This window comes from Streptomyces sp. 8L (assembly GCF_020176795.1).
Classification (GTDB): Bacteria; Actinomycetota; Actinomycetes; order Streptomycetales; family Streptomycetaceae; genus Streptomyces.
Genome location: NZ_JAIUKE010000061.1, coordinates 5,007 through 24,398, shown reverse-complemented (window position 1 = coordinate 24,398; position 19,392 = coordinate 5,007). Strand labels below are relative to the sequence as shown.

Here is a 19,392-nt window from a genome sequence, read left to right as displayed (position 1 = left end):
GGGCGCGCGCGGCCCGCGCGCCCCCCCCCCCCCGCGGCCGCCGCCCCCCCCCCCGGCCCCCCGCCCCGGCCCCCCCCCCCGGCCCGCCGCCCTCTCCCGCCGCCTCGGCCCGGCGACCGGGCCCGGCGCCCCGACCCGCCGCTCCGGGCGGGTCAGCCTGCGGGCGGGAAGTACGTGCTGTCGACGATCTTCGACAGGTCCAGTTTCGACACGCCGGGCGTCTTCGCCAACGCGTCCTTGGACGTCTGGAGTTGCGCCGTGGTGGGGGTCGGCCTCGCGGGCAGCACCTCCTTCGCGAAGTACTCCCAGGTCTCCTTGAGCGCCTTCGGATCGTTGATCTTCAGGTGTTTCGACAGCTCGCTCTCCGCGTACGTCTCGTCCGACTTCTCCCGCGTGATGGCCTGGCCAAGAGCCGTCATGAACTTCTTGATGTCCGCCTTGTGGCTCGTCGCGTACGCCGCGGTGGTCGCGAGCCCGACATTGGAGGTGGGGATCTTCTGCTTCGCCAGGTCGAGCATGCTGTGGTAGCCGGCCGCCTCGATCGGCGCGGACGCCGGCGGGTGCGAGAGGGCCGCGTCCACACTGCCCGCGATGAGCGCGTTGTTGACGTTGGTGACGGAGCCGAGCGACACCAGTTGTACGTCCTTCGGTGTCAGCCCCAGCTGCTTCAGCGCCGCGAGCGTGGCGACGTACACCGAACCGCTGCTCGTGGTGACGCCGATGCGCTTGCCCTTGAGCTGCGAGGCGGTCTTCACCTTCGCGTAGAACTGGTACGGGAACACCGGTGTGAGCGTGGCCAGGTAGCGCACCTGGGCACCGGACGCCGCGCCGGAGATCATCTCGGACGCGCCGATCGACGCCATCTGCGTCTGCCCCGAGATCAGTGCCGGGAAGCCGTCGGAACCACTGAGGCTGGTGAGGGTGACATCGAGCCCCTGCTTCTTGAACAGGCCGGAGTCGACCGCGATCCACAGGGGCAGTTGGTCGGCGACGAGCTGGCTGTAGCTGACGGTCATCCTGGTGGTGTCGCCCGAGCCTCCGGTGCCGTCCCCGCTCTGTGCGCCGACCCCCGGCGCGCAGGCCGACAGGGCCAGAGCACCCGCGACTGCCGTGAGAGCGAGCTTTCCGCCGTGCTTTCCGCTGTTGCGCATCGTGCCTCTTTCGGGGTCCGTCGGTATCGGGCAGGGTCGGTCGGGGCCGTCGTCGGTGTCGGATCGTGCCGTTCGGGGTCCGTCGGTGTGGGGCGGGGCCGGCCGGTCGGAGACGGGGCCGGGCCAGCGGTGTCTGGCGCGTCTGTCGGCGCTGGACGCGTTCGTCGGTGTCCGGCGGTGCCCGGCGTGATCGTCGGTGTCTGATGGTGCCCGGCGCGACCGTCGTGGTCCGGCGGCGCCTGCCGGGCTCGGGTGGTGTCAGCTCGAAGCGTTGCGCCAGGAGTCGAAGTGCCTTTCCACCCGCTGGAGAAGGGCGTTGAGGGTGACTCCGGTGAGGGCGAAGATGAACAGGCCGGCGAAGACGACCGATGTCTGGAACTGCTGTCCCGCGTTGTTCATCAACATCCCGACGCCCGCCTGGGCTCCGCTCAGCTCGGCGACGAACACACCGATCAGCGCCTGGCCGACGGCCAGCCGCAGACCGCTGATGACGAACGGCACCGTGCCGGGCAGGGCGATGGTGCGGAAGATCTGGAGGTCCCCGCCCCCGAAACACCTGGCGACGCGCAGGACGGCCGGATCGAGGTTCTGCACCCCGCTCGCGGCGTTGATCAGGATCGGGAACACCGCCATCAGGAAGACGATCATGATCTTCGACGAGTCCCCGATGCCGAGCCAGATGATCAGCAGCGGTGTCAGCGCGATGCGCGGTGTGGCGTAGAGGAAGCTCACGAACGGGCTGAGGACCCAGGAGAGCCTGCGGTACCAGCCGATCAGCAGGCCGACGGGCAGTCCCACCAGCGCGGCGAAGACCAGGCCGAGCAGCAGCTCCCGTCCGCTGGTCAGGAGGTCCGTCCAGATGGCGCTGGTGCTGAACAGGTTCCGGAAGGCGGTGATCACGTCGCCGGGTCCCGGCAGCACGATCGCCGGCCGCACCCGCAGCAGCGCCAGGATCTCCCAGACGGCGAGCGCCGCGACCACCGCGACCGTGCCGTAGGTGTACTTGGGGTTCGCGCGCCATCTGCCGCGCTCGTCGCCCGAGCGCGAGGCGGGTTTCCGGGACTCGGTGTGTGTGGTGGCGGCCATGTCAGGCGGTACCTCCGTTCGCGGCGGGCGCCCCGGGGCCGGCGGCCGCACCGTGCAGGGTGTCGGAGATCTCCTCCACCAGAGCCTGGAACTCGGGGAGTTTGCGGATGTGCTGGTCACGCGGTCGCGGCAGGGAGATGTCGACCTCCTTCACGATGGTCCCCGGCCGCGGGCCGAACACGCAGACCCGGTCGGCGAGGAACGCGGCCTCGGTGATGTCGTGGGTGACGAACAGCGCGGTGACGTCCCACTCGACGCAGATGCGCAGCAGCTCGCCCTGCATCACCTCCCGCGTCTGCGCGTCGATGGACGCGAACGGCTCGTCCAGCAGCAGCACTTCGGGCTCCACGGCGAGCGCGCGGGCCAGGTTGACCCGCTGCTGCATCCCCCCGGACAACTGCCCCGGGTGCTGGTCGGCCGCTGCCGAGAGGCCCACCAGGTCGAGGAGTTCGCGGGCCCGCTCCCGAGCCTCGCCGCGCTTCACGCGCCTGCCGAGTTCGAGCCCGTACGTCACGTTGTCCAGCACACTGCGCCACGGCAGCAGGCTCGCGTGCTGGAACACCATGGCCCGGTCCGGGCCGGGGCCCGGGATGTCGCGGCCGTCCACCGTCAACGAGCCCCCGGCGATGGGGAGGAACCCGGCGACAGCGTTGAGGAACGTCGTCTTGCCGCAGCCGGACGGGCCGACGATGCACACGAAGTCGCCCTTGTTCAGGGTGAGATGCACATTCTCGACCACTGGACCTGCCGCCGGTCCGCCGGCCGGCCCGGATGTGCCGTAGTCGATGCTGACGCCGGCCGCCTCCAGATGCGGTGTGCGAAGTCCCTTTGCCGTGCCGCGTGGTGACGGCTCATGCGCAGGAACGGACCGCGGCGTCGAGTCCTGCGGAAAGCGATGGGTGCTGGGAGACATGGCCGTGGAGTCTAGGTCTGAACATCAGACCATGCAATGGATCTGCACTATTGAAAAGGTAAGACGGTTAGCCCCATTATCGGGTCCACCACGAGAGCCCGCCGAACCGGCCCGGCACAGGGGCCGAGGCGATAGGAGGCCCACAGTCATGCCGAAACAGCCCAGCGACGTCATCCAGAGTGATCTGCGCAGCTTCATCGAGGCGGTCGACGACCACGGTGAGGTGGAGGTCGTCTCGGGGGCCCACTGGGACAAGGAGATGGGCGCGGTCACCGAGGTGCTCTACCGCCAGAAGGTGGAGAAGTCCCCGATGCTGGTGTTCGACCAGGTGCCCGGCTATCCGGAGCAGAACCGCTGCCTCTACGGCATGTTCGGATCACCGCTGCGCCTCGCCCTCGCGCTCGGCATGGAGCCCGATGTCTCCAAGAGCCGCGCCGACATGCTCACCATGTTCCGGAAGGTGATCAAGAAGGGCTTCAACCAGATCCCGCCGAAGACGGTGGCGGAGGGGCCCGTCCTGGAGAACGTCGTCAGCGGTGACGACATCGACCTGCTGTCGATGTTCCCCGTGCCCGTGCACCACGAGCTCGACGGCGGCCGCTACATCGGCACGGCCTGCGGCGTCGTCACCCGGGACCCCGACACCGGCCGCGTCAACCTGGGGACCTACCGGGTCCAGGTCACCGGGAAGAACACCTGCGCCTCGTACATCTCCAACGGCAAGCAGGGGCGCATCCACCGCGACAAGTACCTGAGCGCGGGCAAGCCCTGCCCGGTGGTCATCATCGTCGGCATGGACCCGGTGACCTACCTCGCGTCCGGCTACACCCTCGCCGACCAGGTCCCCGAACTGGAGTGGTGGGGGGGCCTGATGGGCCGTCCGCACGAGGTCATCGAGGGCGAACTCACCGGACTGCCCTTCCCGGCCCGCTCGGAGATCGTCCTTGAGGGCGAGATCGTGCCGAACGAGACGGTGGAGGAGGGACCGTTCGGAGAGTGGCACGGCTACTACGCGGGCGAGGCGAAGAGCGAGCCCGTCGTCCGTATCAAGCGCGTCTACCACCGCGACAACCCCATCCTGACCTGTGCCGCGAGCCAGAAGCCGCCGCACGCCCACCTGTTCGAGCGGTGCTTCCTGCGCTCCGCCGCGCTCCTCGACTCGCTGGAGGACGCGGGCATCCCCGACGTCGTCAGCGCCTGGGCCCACCAGGCCGGGTCGGGGCGCACCTTCGTGGTCGTGTCCGTCAAGCAGCGCTACTTCGGTCACTCCACCCAGGTCGGGCTCGTCGCCTCACAGGTCAACCCGGTCGGCTACGTGGGCCGCTGGATCGTGGTGGTGGACGACGACATCGATCCCAGCGACATCCACGAGGTGATCTGGGCGATGGGCACACGGTGTGATCCGAAGACCATGACGACCACACTGGACCGGACCTGGTCGTCCCGGCTCGACACACTGGTCACCGACTACGACCGGCTCTACAACTCGCGCATGGTCATCGACGCCTGCATCCCCTACGAGCGCCGCGACACCTTCCCGACCGTCGCCCAGAGCTCTCCGGGCCTGGCGGCCGAGGTGCGCGCCAAGTACCCCCACCTGTACCGGTGAGCGGCGGCGCGGCGGCCCGCCGGGCAGGAACAACAGGCAGGGAGAACGGCATGGCAGGTACGGCAGGCAGTGAGGGGACCAGACCGCGGCTCGTGGTGGGGGTGTCGGGCTCCAGCGCGCCGCAGCTCGCGGTGACGTTCCTCGAACTCGTCCGCGAACTGGGCACGATCGAGACCCACCTCGTCCTGTCGGCGGGGGCCCGGCTCAGCATCGAACTCGAACTGCGCCGGGACCCGGCCGAGATCGAGAAGCTCGCCGATGTCGTGTACGACCCGCGTGACCTCGGCGCGGCCATCTCCTCCGGCTCGTTCACCACCCTCGGCATGGCCGTCGTGCCGTGCTCGATGCGGACCCTCGCGGCGGTCGCCACCGGAAACTCCGACAACCTCGTGGCCCGCGCCGCGGACGTCACCCTGAAGGAGCGGCGCCCGCTGGTGCTGGTGGCGCGGGAGACACCGCTGAACTACATCCACATCGAGAACATGAAGAGGGTGACACTGGCGGGCGGCACCATCCTGCCGCCGGTGCTCTCCTTCTACCACCAGCCGCGGACCATCGACGACCTGCTGCGCCAGACCTGCGGCAAGGTCCTCGACCAGTTCGGCGTCGCCAACGAGGCGTTCCCCCGCTGGACCGGCTGAGGCCGGCCGTCCGCTCCCGGGGCCGCCGCGGGCCGGCGGCGGCCCCGCCGCGTGCCAAAATGCCCGGATGACCGAAGACATCTCACCGCTCGTACGCCAACTGGGCCTGGAACCGCATGTGGAAGGCGGCTGGTTCCGCGAGACCTGGCGCACCGGGGCCACCGGGACCCCGGACGGCTACCCCGGCCCGCGGGCATACGCCACGGGCATCTACTTCCTCCTCCATCCGGGTGAGCGCTCCCGCTGGCACCGCGTGCGCTCCGACGAGGTGTGGCTGTGGCACAGCGGCGGCCCGCTCCGCCTGCGCTTCGGCGGCTCCGGCCATACGCCCGCCGAGCACACGGCGCGGCTGCTCGGCATGTCCGTCGCGGCCGGCGAACACCCGCAGATCCTGATCCCGGCCGGCGAATGGCAGTCGGCCGAGCCCGCGGGCGACGAGCCGGTGCTCGTGTCCTGCGTCGTCGCCCCGGGCTTCGACTTCGCGGACTTCTCCGAGTACGACGGCGACCCGGCCTGACCCGCGGGGCCCGCGCCGGGCGCCGTCCGCCCCGGCGGCCCGGCCGCGCCCCGGGAGCCGCGCGGAACCGGGCCAGGCCCGTCCTGGCCCGCGCTGCCGCATCCCGGCTCCCGCCCCGCTTTTCACGCACTCGCGCGGGACGCCCGCGCTTCCGCGCAAGCCCGCCCGGCGCAGGATCTCTTCCGTACGGGGCCGCGCGGCCGCCCCCGTACGGGTCAACCCGGAGCGCGGGCGGGCCCCGCCGCCGGTGCAATGGCAGGGTGACCGCCGCGCCGCACGACTGCCTCGCCCGCAACGAGTGGATCTGCGGCGCCTACCTCTCCACCCGCCGCCACATCCTCGCCGACGCCGTCGTCGAGCACCTCCAGCTCACCGCCGTCTCCGTCGGCCTCGGCCTCGTCATCGCGCTGCCCCTCGCACTGGCCGCCCGCCACCGGCGCTGGATGTCGGGCCCGGTCCTCGGCATCACCACGGTCCTCTACACCATCCCGTCCCTCGCGATGTTCTCGCTGCTGCTCCCGCTCTACGGCCTGTCCGCCTCGCTCGTCGTGGCCGGGCTGGTCCTCTACTCGCTCACCCTGCTCGTACGGAACATCCTCGCGGGGCTGCGGGCCGTACCCGAGGAGACCCGGCAGGCCGCGCGCGGTCTCGGGTACGGTCCGCTGCGGCTGCTGCTCACCGTGGAGCTGCCACTCGCGCTGCCCGCCGCCATGGCGGGACTGCGCATTGCCACGGTGTCCGCCGTCTCGCTCGTCACGATCGGCGCGATCGTCGGCCACGGCGGGCTCGGGAACCTCATCTACGCCGGCATGGGCACCTTCTTCAAGGCGCAGGTACTCACCGCGTCGGTGCTGTGCGTGGTCATCGCCGTCCTCGCCGACCTGCTGCTGCTCTTCGTCCAGTGGCTGATCACGCCCTGGGTGAGGCGGCAGCGCCCATGAGCGTCCTTGCGAAGACCTGGTCCTGGCTGGCCGGCGCGGATCACTGGGCGGGCGCCGACGGCATCGGACACCGGCTCGTGGAACACCTCTGGCTCACCCTCGTCTGCCTCGCGCTGAGCTGCGCGGTCGCGCTGCCCGTGGCGCTCGTCCTCGGCCACCTCGGCAAGGGCGGCGCGCTCGCCGTCAACATCTCCAACGCGGGCCGGGCCGTTCCCACCTTCGCCGTCCTCGTGCTGCTGCTCCTCACACCGATCGGCGCGTACGGGCAGTGGCCGACGATCATCGCCCTGGTCCTCTTCGCGATCCCGCCGCTGCTGACCAACGCGTACGTCGGAATGCGCGGGGTCGATCCCGATGTGGTCGCGGCGGCGCGCGGCATGGGGATGACGGGCCGCCAGCAGCTGCTCCGGGTCGAGGTGCCGCTCGCCCTGCCGCTCATCCTCACCGGTGTGCGGATCGCCGCCGTCCAGCTCGTCGCGACGGCGACCCTCGCCGCGCTGGTGGGCGGCGGCGGGCTCGGCCGGATCATCACGGCCGGGTTCAACCTCGCCTCCACACCGCAGGTCGTCGCCGGCGCGATCCTGGTCGCCGTCCTCGCGCTGCTGGTGGAGGGCGCCTTCGCGCTCGTACAGCGGCTGGCGCCCGAGCGCTACCGGGGCGGCGGAACATGAGGGGCAGGGCGCGCACGGGCGCGTGGGCCGCCGCCGTCCTCGCCGTCCTGCTGCTCGCAGGATGCGCCGTCGGCCCCTCCCTGGAGAACCGGGGCGAGGTCACCGCCCCGCCCGGCGACGCCACCCATCTGACGATCGGCTCCTCGGGCATCACCGAGAGCGATGTGCTCGCCCAGCTGTACGCGCTGCTCCTCGGCCACGCCGGCTACCACACCCGCATCCTGTCCGTCACCAACCGCGAGATCTACGAACCCGCCCTGGAGAGCGGACAGATCGACGTCGTACCCGAGTACGCGGCGACCTTCGCGGACTGGCTGAACGCGAAGGCGCACGGGCCCGGCGCGAAACCCGTCGGATCGCCGAGCCTCGCCACGACCATGGCCGCCCTGCGCCCGCTCGCCGCGCGCCGCGGACTCACCGTCCTCGCGCCCGGCCGCGCCGTCGACCAGAACGCGTACGCCGTCACCCGCGCGTACGCGGCACAGCACCACCTGCGCGCGCTCGGCGACCTCGGGCGGGCCCGCCTGCCGGTGCGGCTCGCGGCGGGCGACGAGTGCGTGTCCCGCCCTTACTGCGCGCCCGGCCTGCGCGCCACGTACCGCATCCGTGTCACCGGCATCGACCCCACGGGCGTGGGCACCACCCCCTCCAAACAGGCGGTGCAGCGCGGCAAGGACCAGATGCTCGTCACCACGACCACCGACGCGACACTCGACGACTTCGGGCTCGTCATCCTCCGCGACGACAAGCACCTCCAGAACGCCGACCACGTCGTGCCGGTGGTCAACCGCGCCCGTGCGGGCGGCCGCCGGGTCGCCGCCGTGCTGAACCGCCTCGGGAGCGTCCTGACCACCGCCGACCTGGCGTCCATGAATGAACAGGTCGACAGCTGGCGCAGGCTGCCCGAGGACGTCGCACGCCACTACCTCAGGTCGAGGCGGCTGCTCCCGACCCGCTGACGGCCCCGGGAGACCGTCGCACCTCAGGCGGCCAGGCGCCCCGGCAGCCAGCGCAGCTGCACCGCCTCCTGGTACGGGCCGCCGCCCTCATGGCCGTTGAAGTCGTACACCTCGATCTCCTTGTCGACCGCGCCGTCCGCGGTGCCGCTTCCGTACGCGTTGAACGCCGCGAACACCGTCGACGGCGGGCACGTCTGGTCCTCCAGAGCCGTCGAGAACAGCGCCGGTGCCCGGCCGCGCGCCGCGAAGTGCACCCCGTCGAAGTACGCGAGCGTCTCCCGCACCCGGTGCGTACGACCGCGGTAGGTGCTCAGATAGCTGCCGATCTCCCGGTAGGGGGCCCGGTCCGTCAGGGTCGTCGCGCGCGGGAAATCACACAGGAACGGCACGTTCGGCATCGCCGCGGCCAGGTCGTCCACCAGCCCGGCCACCGCGAGGGTGATGCCGCCGCCCTGGCTGTTGCCGCCCACCGCGGTGCGCTCCGCGTCCACCAGCGGATGCGAGCGTGCCGCCTCGACGGCCCGTACCCCGTCGGTGAACAGCCGCCGGTAGTAGTAGTCCTCGGGGTCCTCGATGCCCTTCGTCATGAAACCGGGAAACGAGGACCCACTGCCCACGGGATCGGGCGTGTCGCCGCCGTCCCATCCCGCGCCCTGGCCGCGCGTGTCCATCACGAAGGTCGCGCAGCCGGCCGCCGGCCACAGCAGGTGCTTGTGCGCCGGGCCCCGACCGCCGCCGTACCCGAGGTACTGCACGACCACGGGCAGCGGCTCCTTCGTCCCGGCGGGCAGCAGCAGCCAGCCCTTGACGGGGTGGCCGCCGAAGCCCGCGAACGTCACGTCGGCCACGTCCACCTTCGAAAGCCCGGTGTCCACCGGCTCGAACCGCGCGTCCAGGGCGTGCGCGCGGGTCTCCTCAAGCGTCCGTGCCCAGAACGAGTCGAAGTCGGCGGGCTCCTCCGACGCGCTGCGATACGCGCGCAGCTGGTCGAGGTCCATGTCGAACAGGGCCATCGGGGCACCACCTTGATCGTTGGAAGCAGGCGGTCACACGGTACGTCGGAGGCGCCCGGTGCAGAAGTGCGTATCCGGTGACGACGGCAACGGCCCCTGGCCGCACGGTGCGTGCGCGCCCTAGGCTCACTCCGCGACCGGTCCCGGCCCCTGCGCCTGTCCCCAGTCCGTCAGCACCGCCAGTCCGTCAACCCGTCAGTTTGTCCGTCACCCCATGCCGGTCCGCCCGTCGGGGTTCAGCACCGTCGTGGTCCGTGCCATCGTCCGCCGAAGTCCGTCCGCCGTCCGCCCGGATCGATCCGGAAGGGGAGCACCGCGATGACCAGCAACCCGGGGGAGCCGCAGCCACAGGGCCCCGAGGGCATCGAGAAGTACGGCTACGCCCAGCAGTTGCGGCGCTCGCTCGGCTTCCGCGACCTGCTCGTGTACGGGCTCGTCTTCATGGTGCCCATCGCCCCCATGGGGATCTTCGGCAGCGTCTTCGAGGCGTCCGGCGGCATGGTGGCCCTCGCCTACGCGGTCGGCATGGTCGCCATGATGTTCACCGCGCTGTCGTACGCGCAGATGTCGCGGGCCTTCCCGATGGCGGGCTCCGTCTACTCGTACGCCGGGCGCGGCATCGCGGCGCCCGTCGGGTTCCTCTCCGGCTGGATGATGCTGCTCGACTACGTCCTGATTCCGAGCCTGCTCTACCTGACCTCGGGCGTCGCGATGAACTCGCTGGTGCCGGGCGTGCCCGTCTGGGCGTGGGTGGTCTTCTTCGTCGTCCTCAACACCGCGGCGAACTACCGGGGCATCGAGATGACCGCGCGCCTCAACAAGATCATGCTCCTCTTCGAGGCCGTCGTGCTCGCGGTCTTCCTGGTGGTGGCCGTGTGCGCGCTCGTACAGGGCAAGGGCCACGGGTTCAGCTGGTCACCCGTCTACGACGGGCACACGTTCTCCTGGTCGCTCGTGTTCGGCGCGGTCTCCGTCGCCGCTCTCAGCTTCCTGGGCTTCGACGGCATCTCGATGATGGCCGAGGAGAGCAGGGAGTCCGCCCGCGCCCTCGGGCGGGCCATGATCGGGGCGCTGCTGCTCGCGGGCTCCCTGTTCATCGTCCAGACCTTCGTGGCCTCCCTGCTGGTACCCGACCCCGGGCACCTGATCAGCGGCGGCGACCCGGACGGAACCGCCTTCTACGACGCCGCGCGCGTCGCGGCCGGCGGCTGGCTCGCCGATCTCACGGCGCTCGCCACCGCGCTCGCCTGGGGCTTCGCCAACTCCCTGGTCGCGCAGGCCGCCACCTCCCGGCTGCTGTACGCGATGGCGCGCGACCGGCAGCTGCCGGCCTTCCTCGCCACGATCCACCCGGCCCGGCGGGTGCCGGTCAACGCGACCCTGCTGGTGGCCGGGGTCTCCCTGGTGATCGGCCTGTGGGCGTCCTCCCGCGACGACGGCATCACGCTGCTGTCCACTCTGGTCAACTTCGGGGCCCTGACCGCGTTCCTGGTGCTGCACGTGGCGGTCGTCTGGCACTACGTCGTACGGGGCCGCAGCCGCAGGTACTTCAGCCATCTGATCGCCCCGGCGGCCGGCTTCGCGATCCTCGCGTACGTCGTCGTCAACGCGCAGGTCGCCGCGCAGCGCCTCGGGTTCGTCTGGCTCGGTGTGGGTGTCGTCCTGCTGCTCGGGCTGCTCCTGACGGGCCGGAAGCCCGGCCTGGCCGCCCTGGCGAGCCAGGACCCGGCGCCGGAATCCGAACGGGCCTTAAACCCGCCCGCGCGCACCCCGCGTGCAGGCCCCGCGCGCGCACCCTCGCGCCCCCTGGGCGGCCGCTCAGGCGTCCGACACCGACGAGAAGTCGACGTCGCCGCGCGCGATCCCGTGTGCGTCGGCGTCCACCGACCTGCGCAACGCCTCGTGCAGCCCGGCCGGCGTCAGGACCCCGGCGAAACGCTCCCCGTCGAGGACCGCCACCCACCCGGCGTCATGCTGGAGCATCTCGCCGAACGCCCGCTTCAGCGGCGCTCCGAGCGGCACCCACGCCTCCATACGGCCCGCCAGATCGCCGACGCGGTCCCCGCCGTCCGCCCTGTCCGCCCCGTCCCCGCCGTCCGCCGCGTCCCGGCCGTCCGTGCCGGACAACTGCTTCGCGGACACCCAGCCGTGCAGACCGCCCTCCTCGTCGAGGACGACGGCCCAGCGCGCGCCCGTCGCGCGCATCCGGCGCGCGACATCGCGCGACCGCTCACCGGTGTGTGCCACCGGCGGCTGTTCCAGGTCCGACGCCTCCACGGCCGTCACCGACAACCGCTTAAGCCCCCGGTCCGCGCCGACGAACTCCGCCACATAGCCGGAGGCCGGCGCGCCCAGCACCGCCGCGGGGGTGTCGTACTGGGCGATGCGGCCCCGCCCGTACACCGCGATCCGGTCGCCCATGCGGACGGCCTCCTCGATGTCGTGCGTCACCAGCAGCACCGTCTTGCGCACGTCGGCCTGAAGCGCGAGGAACTCGCCCTGCAGCCGTTCCCGCACGACCGGGTCCACCGCGCCGAACGGCTCGTCCATCAGCAGCACCGGCGGATCGGCGGCGAGGGCCCGCGCCACGCCGACCCGCTGCCGCTGCCCGCCCGACAGCTGCCCCGGATAGCGGCTGCCGTACGTCGCCGGGTCCAGACCCACCAGTTCCAGCAGCTCCGCCGCCCGCGCCCGCGCCCTCGCCCTGCTCCAGCCCAGCAGCAGCGGAACCGCCGCCGCGTTGTCGAGGACGGTGCGGTGCGGGAAGAGGCCGGCCTGCTGGATCACGTACCCCATGCCCCGCCGCAGCCGTACCGGGTCCACGTGTGCGATGTCCTCGCCATCGACGAGGATGCGCCCCGAGGTGGGGTCGATCAGCCGGTTCACCATCATCATCGTGGTCGTCTTGCCGCAGCCCGACGGGCCGACGAGCGTGACGAGCTCGCCCTCGCGCACCTCGAACGACAGGCCGTCGACGGCGGTCGTGCCGTCCGGATACACCTTGCCGACCTGTTCGAAGCGGATCACCCACTCACCGTAGAAGCGCTCCGGAGGGACCGCACACGGCCGGGACCCGTCCGGGGCGTACCCGCAAGCCCCGGCGCGACGCCGTCCTGACGGGTGGGGGCCCGTCCCTCGCCACCGCCTGCCGGAGCCGGTCGAGGTGCGCGGTCTCCGGCTCCCGCGCCGACCGCCTCGACAGGCGCAAACGTGGCGACCGGGTGACAATGAACCGGGGGGCGGGGCGCCGCTGCGCGCGGCGCGGGACCCGTCCTCCGCCCGCGTCGCCACGTCCGAAGACGTCCGAAGACATACGGCTCGATACGGCGAGCGGGACCGACCGACCATGCTGACCGACCATGCTGGAAGTGGTAGAGATGCTGCTGCCGGACCGACACCTGGTCGCCGACCTGCTGGGCCGTTACCGGGCGTGGGAGCGGCTGGTGCTCGCCGACCCGCACGACGACGCCACCCGACGGCGCTTCGAGGACGTGGCCTACACGCTCTGTGTCCTGATGGGCCAGCGCACGGCCCGTGAGGCGATCCTCAAGGCGGAGTCCTATCTCCGCCACATCCGCCCCGTCCCCCTCTTCGCCGACGCCGACAGCGGCTCCCGCCGGGGATGACCCGGGCGCCCGGCATCGAACGTCCCGCACGACGCGGGGCCCGGAGCCAGGCGACCAGGCCGCTGCCCTCGGCCGCGCCGCGGCGCTGACTCCTCCCGCGGGCCCGGCAGGCGCGCGGAGGACGGGCGGGCGCGGCGCCCGTCGGTGTCCGGTCCGGCCACCCCGTCGCGCTCCGTACGGAAGGCGACGCGGGACCCGGTTCCCACACACGCAAGCGACCGCTTAGTATGCGGCGGGACGCCCAACTGCCCATCGTGTGTGGAGGCCCGAATGCAGGCATGGCAAGTGCACAGCAACGGCGAGCCGGGCGAGGTGATGCGCCTTGCCGAGACCGAGCCGCCCGAGCCGGGACGGGGGCAGGTCAGGGTGGCGGTCAGCGCCGCCAACGTGAACTTCCCCGACGCGCTGCTGTGCCGCGGGCAGTACCAGATCCGGCCGCCGCTGCCCTTCACCCCCGGCGTGGAGATCTGCGGCAGGACCGAGGACGGCCGCCGTGTCATCGGCACCGTCGCCCTGCCGCACGGCGGCTTCGCCGACTACGCGCTCGCCGACGAGGCGACGCTGCTCCCGGCCCCCGCCTCGCTCGACGACGCACAGGCCGCGGCCCTGCACATCGGCTACCAGACCGGCTGGTTCGCGCTGCACCGCCGCGCCCACCTCCAGGCCGGAGAGACGCTCCTCGTGCACGCCGCCGCCGGGGGAGTGGGCAGCGCCGCCGTCCAGCTGGGCAAGGCCGCGGGCGCCACCGTCGTCGGCGTCGTCGGGGGACCGGCGAAGGCCGAGACCGCCCGCGCCCTCGGCTGCGACCTCGTGCTCGACCGGCACGCCGACGACATCGTCGCCGCCGTCAAGGACGTCACCGGCGGGCGGGGCGCCGATGTCGTCTACGACCCCGTCGGCGGCGACGCCTACACGAAGTCCGCCAAGTGCGTGGCCTTCGAGGGCCGCATCGTCGTCATCGGCTTCACCAGCGGCGAGATCCCGGCGCCCGCGCTCAGCCACGCCCTCGTGAAGAACTACTCCATCCTCGGCCTGCACTGGGGGCTGTACGCGGCGAAGGACCCCGCCGCGATCGCCCGCTGCCACGAACGCCTCACCACCCTCGCCGACCAGGGCAGGATCGCCCCGCTCGTCAGCGAACGCGTCGCCCTCGCCGATGCCGCCGACGCCGTGCAGCGGGTCGCGGACGGCACCACTACGGGCCGCGTCGTCGTCGTACCGGAAGGAGCCGAATGATGGCCGCGTCCGCCGGCGGTGCCGCCGACCCGCCCGACGCCGACGACCTGCGCGCCCGCGTGCGGCAGCTGCTCCGCGACCACCCGCCCGCCACCACGGACCCGGCGGAGTTCCTCGACGCGCGCTTCGACGCGGGCCTCGCCTGGGTCCACTTCCCCGCAGGCCTCGGCGGTCTCGACGCGCCCCGCGCGCTGCAGCCCGCCGTCGACGCGGAACTCGAGGCCGCGGGAGCCCCCGGCAACGACCCGCGCCGCATCGGCATCGGCCTCGGCATGGCCGCGCCGACCGTGCTGCGCTACGGCACCCAGGAGCAGCGGGAGCGCTTCCTGAAGCCGCTGTGGACCGGCCGGGAGGTGTGGTGCCAGCTCTTCAGCGAACCCGGCGCCGGGTCCGACCTCGCCGCGCTCGCCACCCGCGCCGTGCGCGACGAGGCCACCGGCGACTGGATCGTGGACGGCCAGAAGGTCTGGACGTCGAGCGCGCACCTCGCCCGCTGGGCCATCCTCATCGCCCGCACCGACCCTGAGCTGCCCAAGCACCGCGGCATCACCTACTTCGTCTGCGACATGACGGACCCCGGCGTCGAGGTGCGCCCGCTGCGCCAGATCACCGGCGAGGCCGAGTTCAACGAGGTGTTCCTCACCGGTGTCCGCATCCCCGACGCCCACCGCCTCGGCGACGTGGGCGAGGGGTGGCGTGTCGCGCAGACCACCCTCATGAACGAGCGTGTCTCGATCGGCGGCGCCCGACAGCCCCGCGAGGGCGGCATGATCGGGCCCGCGGCCGCCACCTGGCGCGACCGCCCCGAGCTGCGCACCCACGACCTGCATCAGCGGCTGCTCGACCTGTGGGTCGAGGCGGAGGTCGGACGCCTCACGGGTGAGCGGCTCCGGCAGCAGCTCGTGGCGGGCCATCCGGGCCCCGAGGGCAGCGGCATGAAGCTCACGTTCGCCCGCCTCAACCAGGCCATCAGCGGTCTGGAGGTCGAACTCCTCGGAGACGAGGGCCTGCTGTACTCGGACTGGACCATGCGCCGCCCCGAGCACGTCGACTTCACCGGCCGCGACGCCGGATACCGCTACCTGCGCTCCAAGGGCAACTCCATCGAGGGCGGGACCAGCGAGATCCTCCTCAACATCGTCGCGGAACGCGTCCTCGGCCTGCCGCCGGAGCCGCGCAACGACAAGGACGTCGCATGGAAGGACCTGACGCGATGACCCGCACGGACACCGCGCCCACTCCGGCGGGCGCGGCACCCGACCTGCTGTACTCGCAGACCGAGGACGACCTGCGGGCCGCCGTACGGGCCCTGCTCACCGACCGCGCGGACCCGGCGCGGGCCCTCGCCCGCGCCGAGTCGGGCGATCCGTACGACGCGGTGCTCTGGGACCGGCTCGCCGGCGCGATCGGCGCCGCGGGCCTGCTCGTACCCGAAGAGCTGGGCGGGCAGGGGGCGAGCCACCGCGAGGCCGCCGTCGTCCTGGAGGAGCTGGGCCGGGCCGTCACCCCCGCGCCGTACCTCACCAGCTCCGTCGTGGCCACCGAGACCCTGCTCGGCTGTGACACCGACGAGCCCGATGTCGCGGGTCTGGTCACGGCACTCGCCACCGGCGCGCGCACCGCCGTGCTCGCGCTCCCCCTCACCACGGCACCGTACGGCAGGCCGCCGGCCGGGGAGCCCACGGTGACGAGCGTCGCGGATGCCGCCCGCGCCGACATCCTGCTCGTACCGCGCGAGGACGGGCTGTACGCGGTCGAGAGGACGGACCCGGCCGTCACGATCGCTCCGCTCACCCCCCTCGATCTGACCCGGCCGCTCGCGGCTGTCACGCTCGGCGCCTCGCCAGGACTCCGGCTCGCGGACGCGCCCACGGCCAGATCCGCGGTCCGCCGGGGCCTGCTGAGCGGCGCGGGACTCCTCGCCTCCGAGCAACTGGGCCTGGCCGAATGGTGCTTGGAGGAGACGGTCCGGCACACCAGGGAGCGCCACCAGTTCAACCGGCCCATCGGCTCCTTCCAGGCGCTCAAGCACCGCATGGCCCAGCTGTGGGTGGAGGTCGTCTCCGCCCGGGCCGCCGCACGCAACGCGGCCGACGCGCTCGCCACCGGGGACCCGGAAGCGGGCCTGGCGGTCGCCGTGGCCGGGGCGTACTGCGGGCGAGTCGCCGTGCACGCGGCCGAGGAGTGCGTCCAGCTGCACGGCGGCATCGGGATGACCTGGGAACACCCCGCTCACCTGGCACTCAAGCGGGCCAAGGCCGACGAGGCCGCTTTCGGCACGGCGGGACGCCACAAGGAGGCGCTGGCCGCACTCGTGGACCTGCCGGCGCCCACCGGGGCCTGACGGCAGAACCCGGGGGGGCCCCCCCCCCGCGGCCCGGGGGGGGGGGGCCCCCCACCCCCGCGCCCACCGCACCAGCCACCTCGTACAGGCACGGGGACCCGAAGGCTCCTACCGCTTCGAGGTGTGCCACGCACCGGACCACGACAACCCGGCGACCAGCAGGGTCGTGCCGTACGCGGTGCTGCGCGGCGTCGCCGCGGTGGCCGGCGCGAACGGGGTGATCGTGTGACCGGCGGGGACGCTACCGGCGCCGACCGTGTGACCGGCGCGCACACCACGGGCACCGCCACCGGTGCCACCGGCACACTCCCGTACGACCCCGCAGACCTCCATGTCGAGGAGGCGGGTGACGCCGGGCCACGGGTGCTCTGCCTGCACGGCATCGGCTCGTCCTCCGTCTCCTTTGCCGCCCAGCTCGCCGAACTCGGCGCGCACGCCCGGGTGTTCGCCTGGGACGCGCCGGGCTACGGACGCTCGGCCGACCCCGGCCGGCCCCTCACACTGGACGACTACGCCGACACCGCCGCCGCCCTGCTGCGGGAGCGCGGCGGCCCGGCCCATGTCGTGGGCGCGTCCTGGGGCGGTGTGATCGCGCTGCGCCTCGCGCTGCGCCACCCCGGCCTCGTACTCTCCCTCGTCCTTGCCGACTCCAGCCCGGGCTCGGGCACGGACCCCCACAAGGCGCGCGCGATGCGGGCCCGCGCCGACGAGCTCGCCGAGAGCGGCCCGCGGGCCTTCGCGGCGCGCCGCGCGCCCCGGCTCCTCGGCCAGGACGCCCCGGCCGGCCTGGCCGAACGCGTCGTGTCCGCCATGGCCGCCGCCGTCCGGCTGCCCGGCTACCGCTACGCCGCCGAGTCGATGGCCGCCACCGACCACAGCGACCGGCTCGCGTCCGTCACCGCACCGGCCCTGGTCCTCGTCGGTGAACACGACCGGGTGACCGGTGTGGCCGGGGCGCAGGCACTCGCCGGCGCGCTTCCCCGCTGCGCGTTCGTCGTGGTACGCGGCGCCGGCCACCTCGCCCACCAGGAGCAGCCCGCCCGGGTCAACGCCTGGATTCTCTCCCACCTCGACATCTGCTCCGTCCGCGACCGCGGCTGAGCAGCCCGTACGGCCCCACCGGGCCCCTCCGTCCGGACGATCCGCCCCGCCGGCCGGCCGGCACAACACACCGCACGTTCCTCCACAACAGCACGCGGCGGTCCACCACGGTCCGCGGCGATCCAACCCCACACGCGTCCATCGCAGGAAGGCGGCACCTCCATGCCTCTCGACACCACCGCGTACGACAACGGCGGCGATCTCGCGGCCTACACCGACTCGCTCATCGCCAGCAGGGACTCGCGCGAACCCGACTGGAACACCCTCGCCTTCCAGGCCAAGGCGGGCGACCAGTACCGGCGCGCCCAGATACGGTACGTGGGCTCGGGCGCCACCGGCGACCACGAGGGCGACAACCGCATCCTGCCGTCCGGCGGCTTCACCTTCTCCAACATGCTGCTGCCGCCCGGCGCGGAAGGGCCGGAACACACCCACCACGACGTCGAGGAGGCCTTCTTCATCCTGGAGGGGAAGGTCAGGGTCGGCATCCACCGCGGCGAGGACGAGGCGGAGTACCGCACGTTCGGCTACCGCGACATGATCGTGGTGCCCGCCGGTGTGGCCCGCTCCCTCAAGAACGAGGGCGACACCGACGCCCTGCTCTGTGTCGTCATCGGCACGCGCAAGCCCCAAGTCCCCACGTACCCCGAGCACTCGCCGATGCACGGCGTGACCCGCGACTGATGCGCACGGTCGTCGTCACCGGCGCGGGCCGGGGCCTCGGGCTCGCCATGGCACACCGGGCCGCGGCCGACGGGTTCCGCGTCGTGGTGGCGGAGGTGCGCGCCGATCTCGGCGAGCGCGCGGCCGACGGACTGAGGGGCCTCGGACACCGGGCCCACTTCGTACGGTGCGACGTGGCCGACCCGGCCTCGGTCGACGACCTGGCCGAGCGGGTCGGTGAACTCGGGCCGCTGTACGGGCTGGTGAACAACGCGGCCCTCGCCGACGGAGTCGGAGGCCGGGTCTTCCAGGACATCACGACCGACGCCTGGGACCGTCTGATGACGGTCAACGCCCGGGGCCCCTGGCTGGTCGCCCGCGCACTGCTGCCCCAGCTCCTCGCGCACGGCGGGGGCGGGCGGATCGTCAACATCGCCTCCGACGCGGCGCTGTACGGCTCACCCCGGCTGGCCCACTACATCGCGTCCAAGGGAGCCGTCATCGCCCTCACCCGGGCCATGGCGCGGGAACTCGGAGATCGCGGCGTGACCGTGAACGCGGTCGCCCCGGGGCTGACGGAGATCGAGGCCACCGAGGCGGTGCCCGCTGAACGGCACGAGCTGTACGCGGCGGGGCGGGCCATCAGCCGGCCCCAGCGGCCGGACGACATCACGGGGCTCGTGGCCTTCCTCCTGAGCGAGGAGTCCCGCTATCTGACCGGCCAAGTCATCGCCGTCAACGGCGGATTCACCATGCACTGAGTGCACCCAGGCCGATTGAGTGCACCGAGTCCGCGAGGACGGACCCGCCGGGGGGGGGGGGGGGGGGGGGGCGGGGGGGGGGGCGGGGCCGCCCCCCCCCCCCCCCCCCCCCCCCCCCCCCCGCCCCCCGCCCCCCCCACCCCCCCCCCCCCCCCCCCCC

At 72.8% G+C, this 19,392-nt stretch carries 18 protein-coding genes and 2 pseudogenes; 15 read left to right on the top strand and 5 right to left on the bottom strand.

Features of this window, described 5'->3' with window-relative positions:
• Positions 1 to 152 precede the first annotated feature (152 nt).
• The 3 genes from LCE31_RS07210 to LCE31_RS07200 form a co-directional block, all read right to left on the bottom strand.
• A complete protein-coding gene (locus LCE31_RS07210) occupies positions 153 to 1,151 on the bottom strand; it encodes an ABC transporter substrate-binding protein (protein ID WP_225013154.1) in 999 nt (332 codons plus the stop codon).
• 258 nt (positions 1,152 to 1,409) lie between these two features.
• Positions 1,410 to 2,237, bottom strand: a complete 828-nt coding sequence (locus LCE31_RS07205; RefSeq protein ID WP_225013153.1) for an ABC transporter permease — start codon at positions 2,235 to 2,237, stop codon at positions 1,410 to 1,412.
• 1 nt (position 2,238) lies between these two features.
• Positions 2,239 to 2,964, bottom strand: a complete 726-nt coding sequence (locus LCE31_RS07200; RefSeq protein WP_308042226.1) for an ABC transporter ATP-binding protein — start codon at positions 2,962 to 2,964, stop codon at positions 2,239 to 2,241.
• 334 nt (positions 2,965 to 3,298) lie between these two features.
• Here LCE31_RS07200 and LCE31_RS07195 point away from each other — a divergent pair, with 334 nt between their 5' ends.
• The 6 genes from LCE31_RS07195 (at position 3,299) to LCE31_RS07170 (ending at position 8,488) form a co-directional block, all read left to right on the top strand.
• Positions 3,299 to 4,759, top strand: a complete 1,461-nt coding sequence (locus LCE31_RS07195; RefSeq protein ID WP_225013151.1) for a UbiD family decarboxylase — start codon at positions 3,299 to 3,301, stop codon at positions 4,757 to 4,759.
• Positions 4,760 to 4,809: 50 nt separating this feature from the next.
• Positions 4,810 to 5,400: a UbiX family flavin prenyltransferase gene (locus tag LCE31_RS07190; RefSeq protein WP_225013150.1), complete on the top strand. Its 591-nt coding sequence runs from the start codon at positions 4,810 to 4,812 to the stop codon at positions 5,398 to 5,400.
• 67 nt (positions 5,401 to 5,467) lie between these two features.
• Positions 5,468 to 5,917, top strand: a complete 450-nt coding sequence (locus LCE31_RS07185) for a cupin domain-containing protein (RefSeq protein WP_225013149.1) — start codon at positions 5,468 to 5,470, stop codon at positions 5,915 to 5,917.
• A 260-nt stretch (positions 5,918 to 6,177) separates the two neighbouring features.
• Entirely contained in the window at positions 6,178 to 6,858 is a 681-nt protein-coding gene (locus LCE31_RS07180; RefSeq protein WP_225013148.1) for an ABC transporter permease, read from the top strand.
• The gene (locus LCE31_RS07175) at positions 6,855 to 7,529 is read left to right on the top strand and encodes an ABC transporter permease (RefSeq protein WP_225013147.1); all 675 of its coding nucleotides are present in this window, start codon (positions 6,855 to 6,857) and stop codon (positions 7,527 to 7,529) included. Before LCE31_RS07180 ends, LCE31_RS07175 begins: the two co-directional genes overlap by 4 nt.
• Complete coding sequence (locus LCE31_RS07170; RefSeq protein ID WP_225013146.1) at positions 7,526 to 8,488, top strand: ABC transporter substrate-binding protein; 963 nt, start codon at positions 7,526 to 7,528, stop codon at positions 8,486 to 8,488. Before LCE31_RS07175 ends, LCE31_RS07170 begins: the two co-directional genes overlap by 4 nt.
• Positions 8,489 to 8,511: 23 nt before the next feature.
• On the opposite strand, the gene LCE31_RS07165 is transcribed toward LCE31_RS07170, so the two are convergent.
• Complete coding sequence (locus LCE31_RS07165; RefSeq protein ID WP_225013145.1) at positions 8,512 to 9,501, bottom strand: acetylxylan esterase; 990 nt, start codon at positions 9,499 to 9,501, stop codon at positions 8,512 to 8,514.
• A 318-nt stretch (positions 9,502 to 9,819) separates the two neighbouring features.
• On the opposite strand from LCE31_RS07165, the pseudogene LCE31_RS07160 reads away from it, so the two are divergent.
• Positions 9,820 to 11,115, top strand: a pseudogene (locus LCE31_RS07160) (APC family permease); the annotation flags it as partial.
• Between the two features lie 204 nt (positions 11,116 to 11,319).
• Here the strand turns inward: LCE31_RS07160 and LCE31_RS07155 are convergent.
• The gene (locus LCE31_RS07155) at positions 11,320 to 12,528 is read right to left on the bottom strand and encodes an ABC transporter ATP-binding protein (RefSeq protein WP_225013158.1); all 1,209 of its coding nucleotides are present in this window, start codon (positions 12,526 to 12,528) and stop codon (positions 11,320 to 11,322) included.
• Positions 12,529 to 12,860: 332 nt separating this feature from the next.
• Between LCE31_RS07155 and LCE31_RS07150 the strand changes: the two genes are divergently transcribed.
• The 8 genes and pseudogenes from LCE31_RS07150 to LCE31_RS07115 all read left to right on the top strand — a co-directional run bounded on the left by LCE31_RS07150 (position 12,861) and on the right by LCE31_RS07115 (position 19,232).
• Positions 12,861 to 13,127 (top strand): DUF5133 domain-containing protein, encoded by a 267-nt coding sequence (locus LCE31_RS07150; protein WP_374118422.1) that lies wholly within the window; start codon positions 12,861 to 12,863, stop codon positions 13,125 to 13,127.
• A gap of 270 nt (positions 13,128 to 13,397) precedes the next feature.
• Positions 13,398 to 14,363: an NADPH:quinone oxidoreductase family protein gene (locus LCE31_RS07145; protein WP_225013144.1), complete on the top strand. Its 966-nt coding sequence runs from the start codon at positions 13,398 to 13,400 to the stop codon at positions 14,361 to 14,363.
• Complete coding sequence (locus LCE31_RS07140; protein ID WP_225013156.1) at positions 14,363 to 15,580, top strand: acyl-CoA dehydrogenase family protein; 1,218 nt, start codon at positions 14,363 to 14,365, stop codon at positions 15,578 to 15,580. Before LCE31_RS07145 ends, LCE31_RS07140 begins: the two co-directional genes overlap by 1 nt.
• Positions 15,559 to 16,707 carry an acyl-CoA dehydrogenase family protein gene (locus tag LCE31_RS07135; RefSeq protein WP_225013143.1) on the top strand — a complete coding sequence of 383 codons (1,149 nt, stop codon included), beginning with the start codon at positions 15,559 to 15,561 and terminating at the stop codon, positions 16,705 to 16,707. Before LCE31_RS07140 ends, LCE31_RS07135 begins: the two co-directional genes overlap by 22 nt.
• Before the next feature lie 67 nt (positions 16,708 to 16,774).
• A pseudogene (locus LCE31_RS07130) lies at positions 16,775 to 16,936 on the top strand (aspartate dehydrogenase domain-containing protein); the annotation flags it as partial.
• Between the two features lie 29 nt (positions 16,937 to 16,965).
• The gene (locus tag LCE31_RS07125; protein WP_374118423.1) at positions 16,966 to 17,808 is read left to right on the top strand and encodes an alpha/beta fold hydrolase; all 843 of its coding nucleotides are present in this window, start codon (positions 16,966 to 16,968) and stop codon (positions 17,806 to 17,808) included.
• A gap of 162 nt (positions 17,809 to 17,970) precedes the next feature.
• Entirely contained in the window at positions 17,971 to 18,492 is a 522-nt protein-coding gene (locus tag LCE31_RS07120) for a cupin domain-containing protein (protein ID WP_225013142.1), read from the top strand.
• Positions 18,492 to 19,232: a 3-oxoacyl-ACP reductase family protein gene (locus tag LCE31_RS07115; RefSeq protein WP_225013141.1), complete on the top strand. Its 741-nt coding sequence runs from the start codon at positions 18,492 to 18,494 to the stop codon at positions 19,230 to 19,232. The genes LCE31_RS07120 and LCE31_RS07115 overlap by 1 nt, the downstream gene beginning before the upstream one ends.
• The last annotated feature ends 160 nt before the right edge of the window (positions 19,233 to 19,392 follow it).

Bases quoted from the DNA above. Each gene is read 5' to 3' on its own strand.
- LCE31_RS07210 (WP_225013154.1), bottom strand. From the start codon at position 1,151: ATGCGCAACAGCGGAAAGCACGGCGGAAAGCTCGCTCTCACGGCAGTC.
- LCE31_RS07205 (WP_225013153.1), bottom strand. From the start codon at position 2,237: ATGGCCGCCACCACACACACCGAGTCCCGGAAACCCGCCTCGCGCTCG.
- LCE31_RS07195 (WP_225013151.1), top strand. From the start codon at position 3,299: ATGCCGAAACAGCCCAGCGACGTCATCCAGAGTGATCTGCGCAGCTTC.
- LCE31_RS07190 (WP_225013150.1), top strand. From the start codon at position 4,810: ATGGCAGGTACGGCAGGCAGTGAGGGGACCAGACCGCGGCTCGTGGTG.
- LCE31_RS07185 (WP_225013149.1), top strand. From the start codon at position 5,468: ATGACCGAAGACATCTCACCGCTCGTACGCCAACTGGGCCTGGAACCG.
- LCE31_RS07175 (WP_225013147.1), top strand. From the start codon at position 6,855: ATGAGCGTCCTTGCGAAGACCTGGTCCTGGCTGGCCGGCGCGGATCAC.
- LCE31_RS07170 (WP_225013146.1), top strand. From the start codon at position 7,526: ATGAGGGGCAGGGCGCGCACGGGCGCGTGGGCCGCCGCCGTCCTCGCC.
- LCE31_RS07165 (WP_225013145.1), bottom strand. From the start codon at position 9,501: ATGGCCCTGTTCGACATGGACCTCGACCAGCTGCGCGCGTATCGCAGC.
- LCE31_RS07150 (WP_374118422.1), top strand. From the start codon at position 12,861: ATGCTGGAAGTGGTAGAGATGCTGCTGCCGGACCGACACCTGGTCGCC.
- LCE31_RS07145 (WP_225013144.1), top strand. From the start codon at position 13,398: ATGCAGGCATGGCAAGTGCACAGCAACGGCGAGCCGGGCGAGGTGATG.
- LCE31_RS07140 (WP_225013156.1), top strand. From the start codon at position 14,363: ATGGCCGCGTCCGCCGGCGGTGCCGCCGACCCGCCCGACGCCGACGAC.
- LCE31_RS07135 (WP_225013143.1), top strand. From the start codon at position 15,559: ATGGAAGGACCTGACGCGATGACCCGCACGGACACCGCGCCCACTCCG.
- LCE31_RS07120 (WP_225013142.1), top strand. From the start codon at position 17,971: ATGCCTCTCGACACCACCGCGTACGACAACGGCGGCGATCTCGCGGCC.
- LCE31_RS07115 (WP_225013141.1), top strand. From the start codon at position 18,492: ATGCGCACGGTCGTCGTCACCGGCGCGGGCCGGGGCCTCGGGCTCGCC.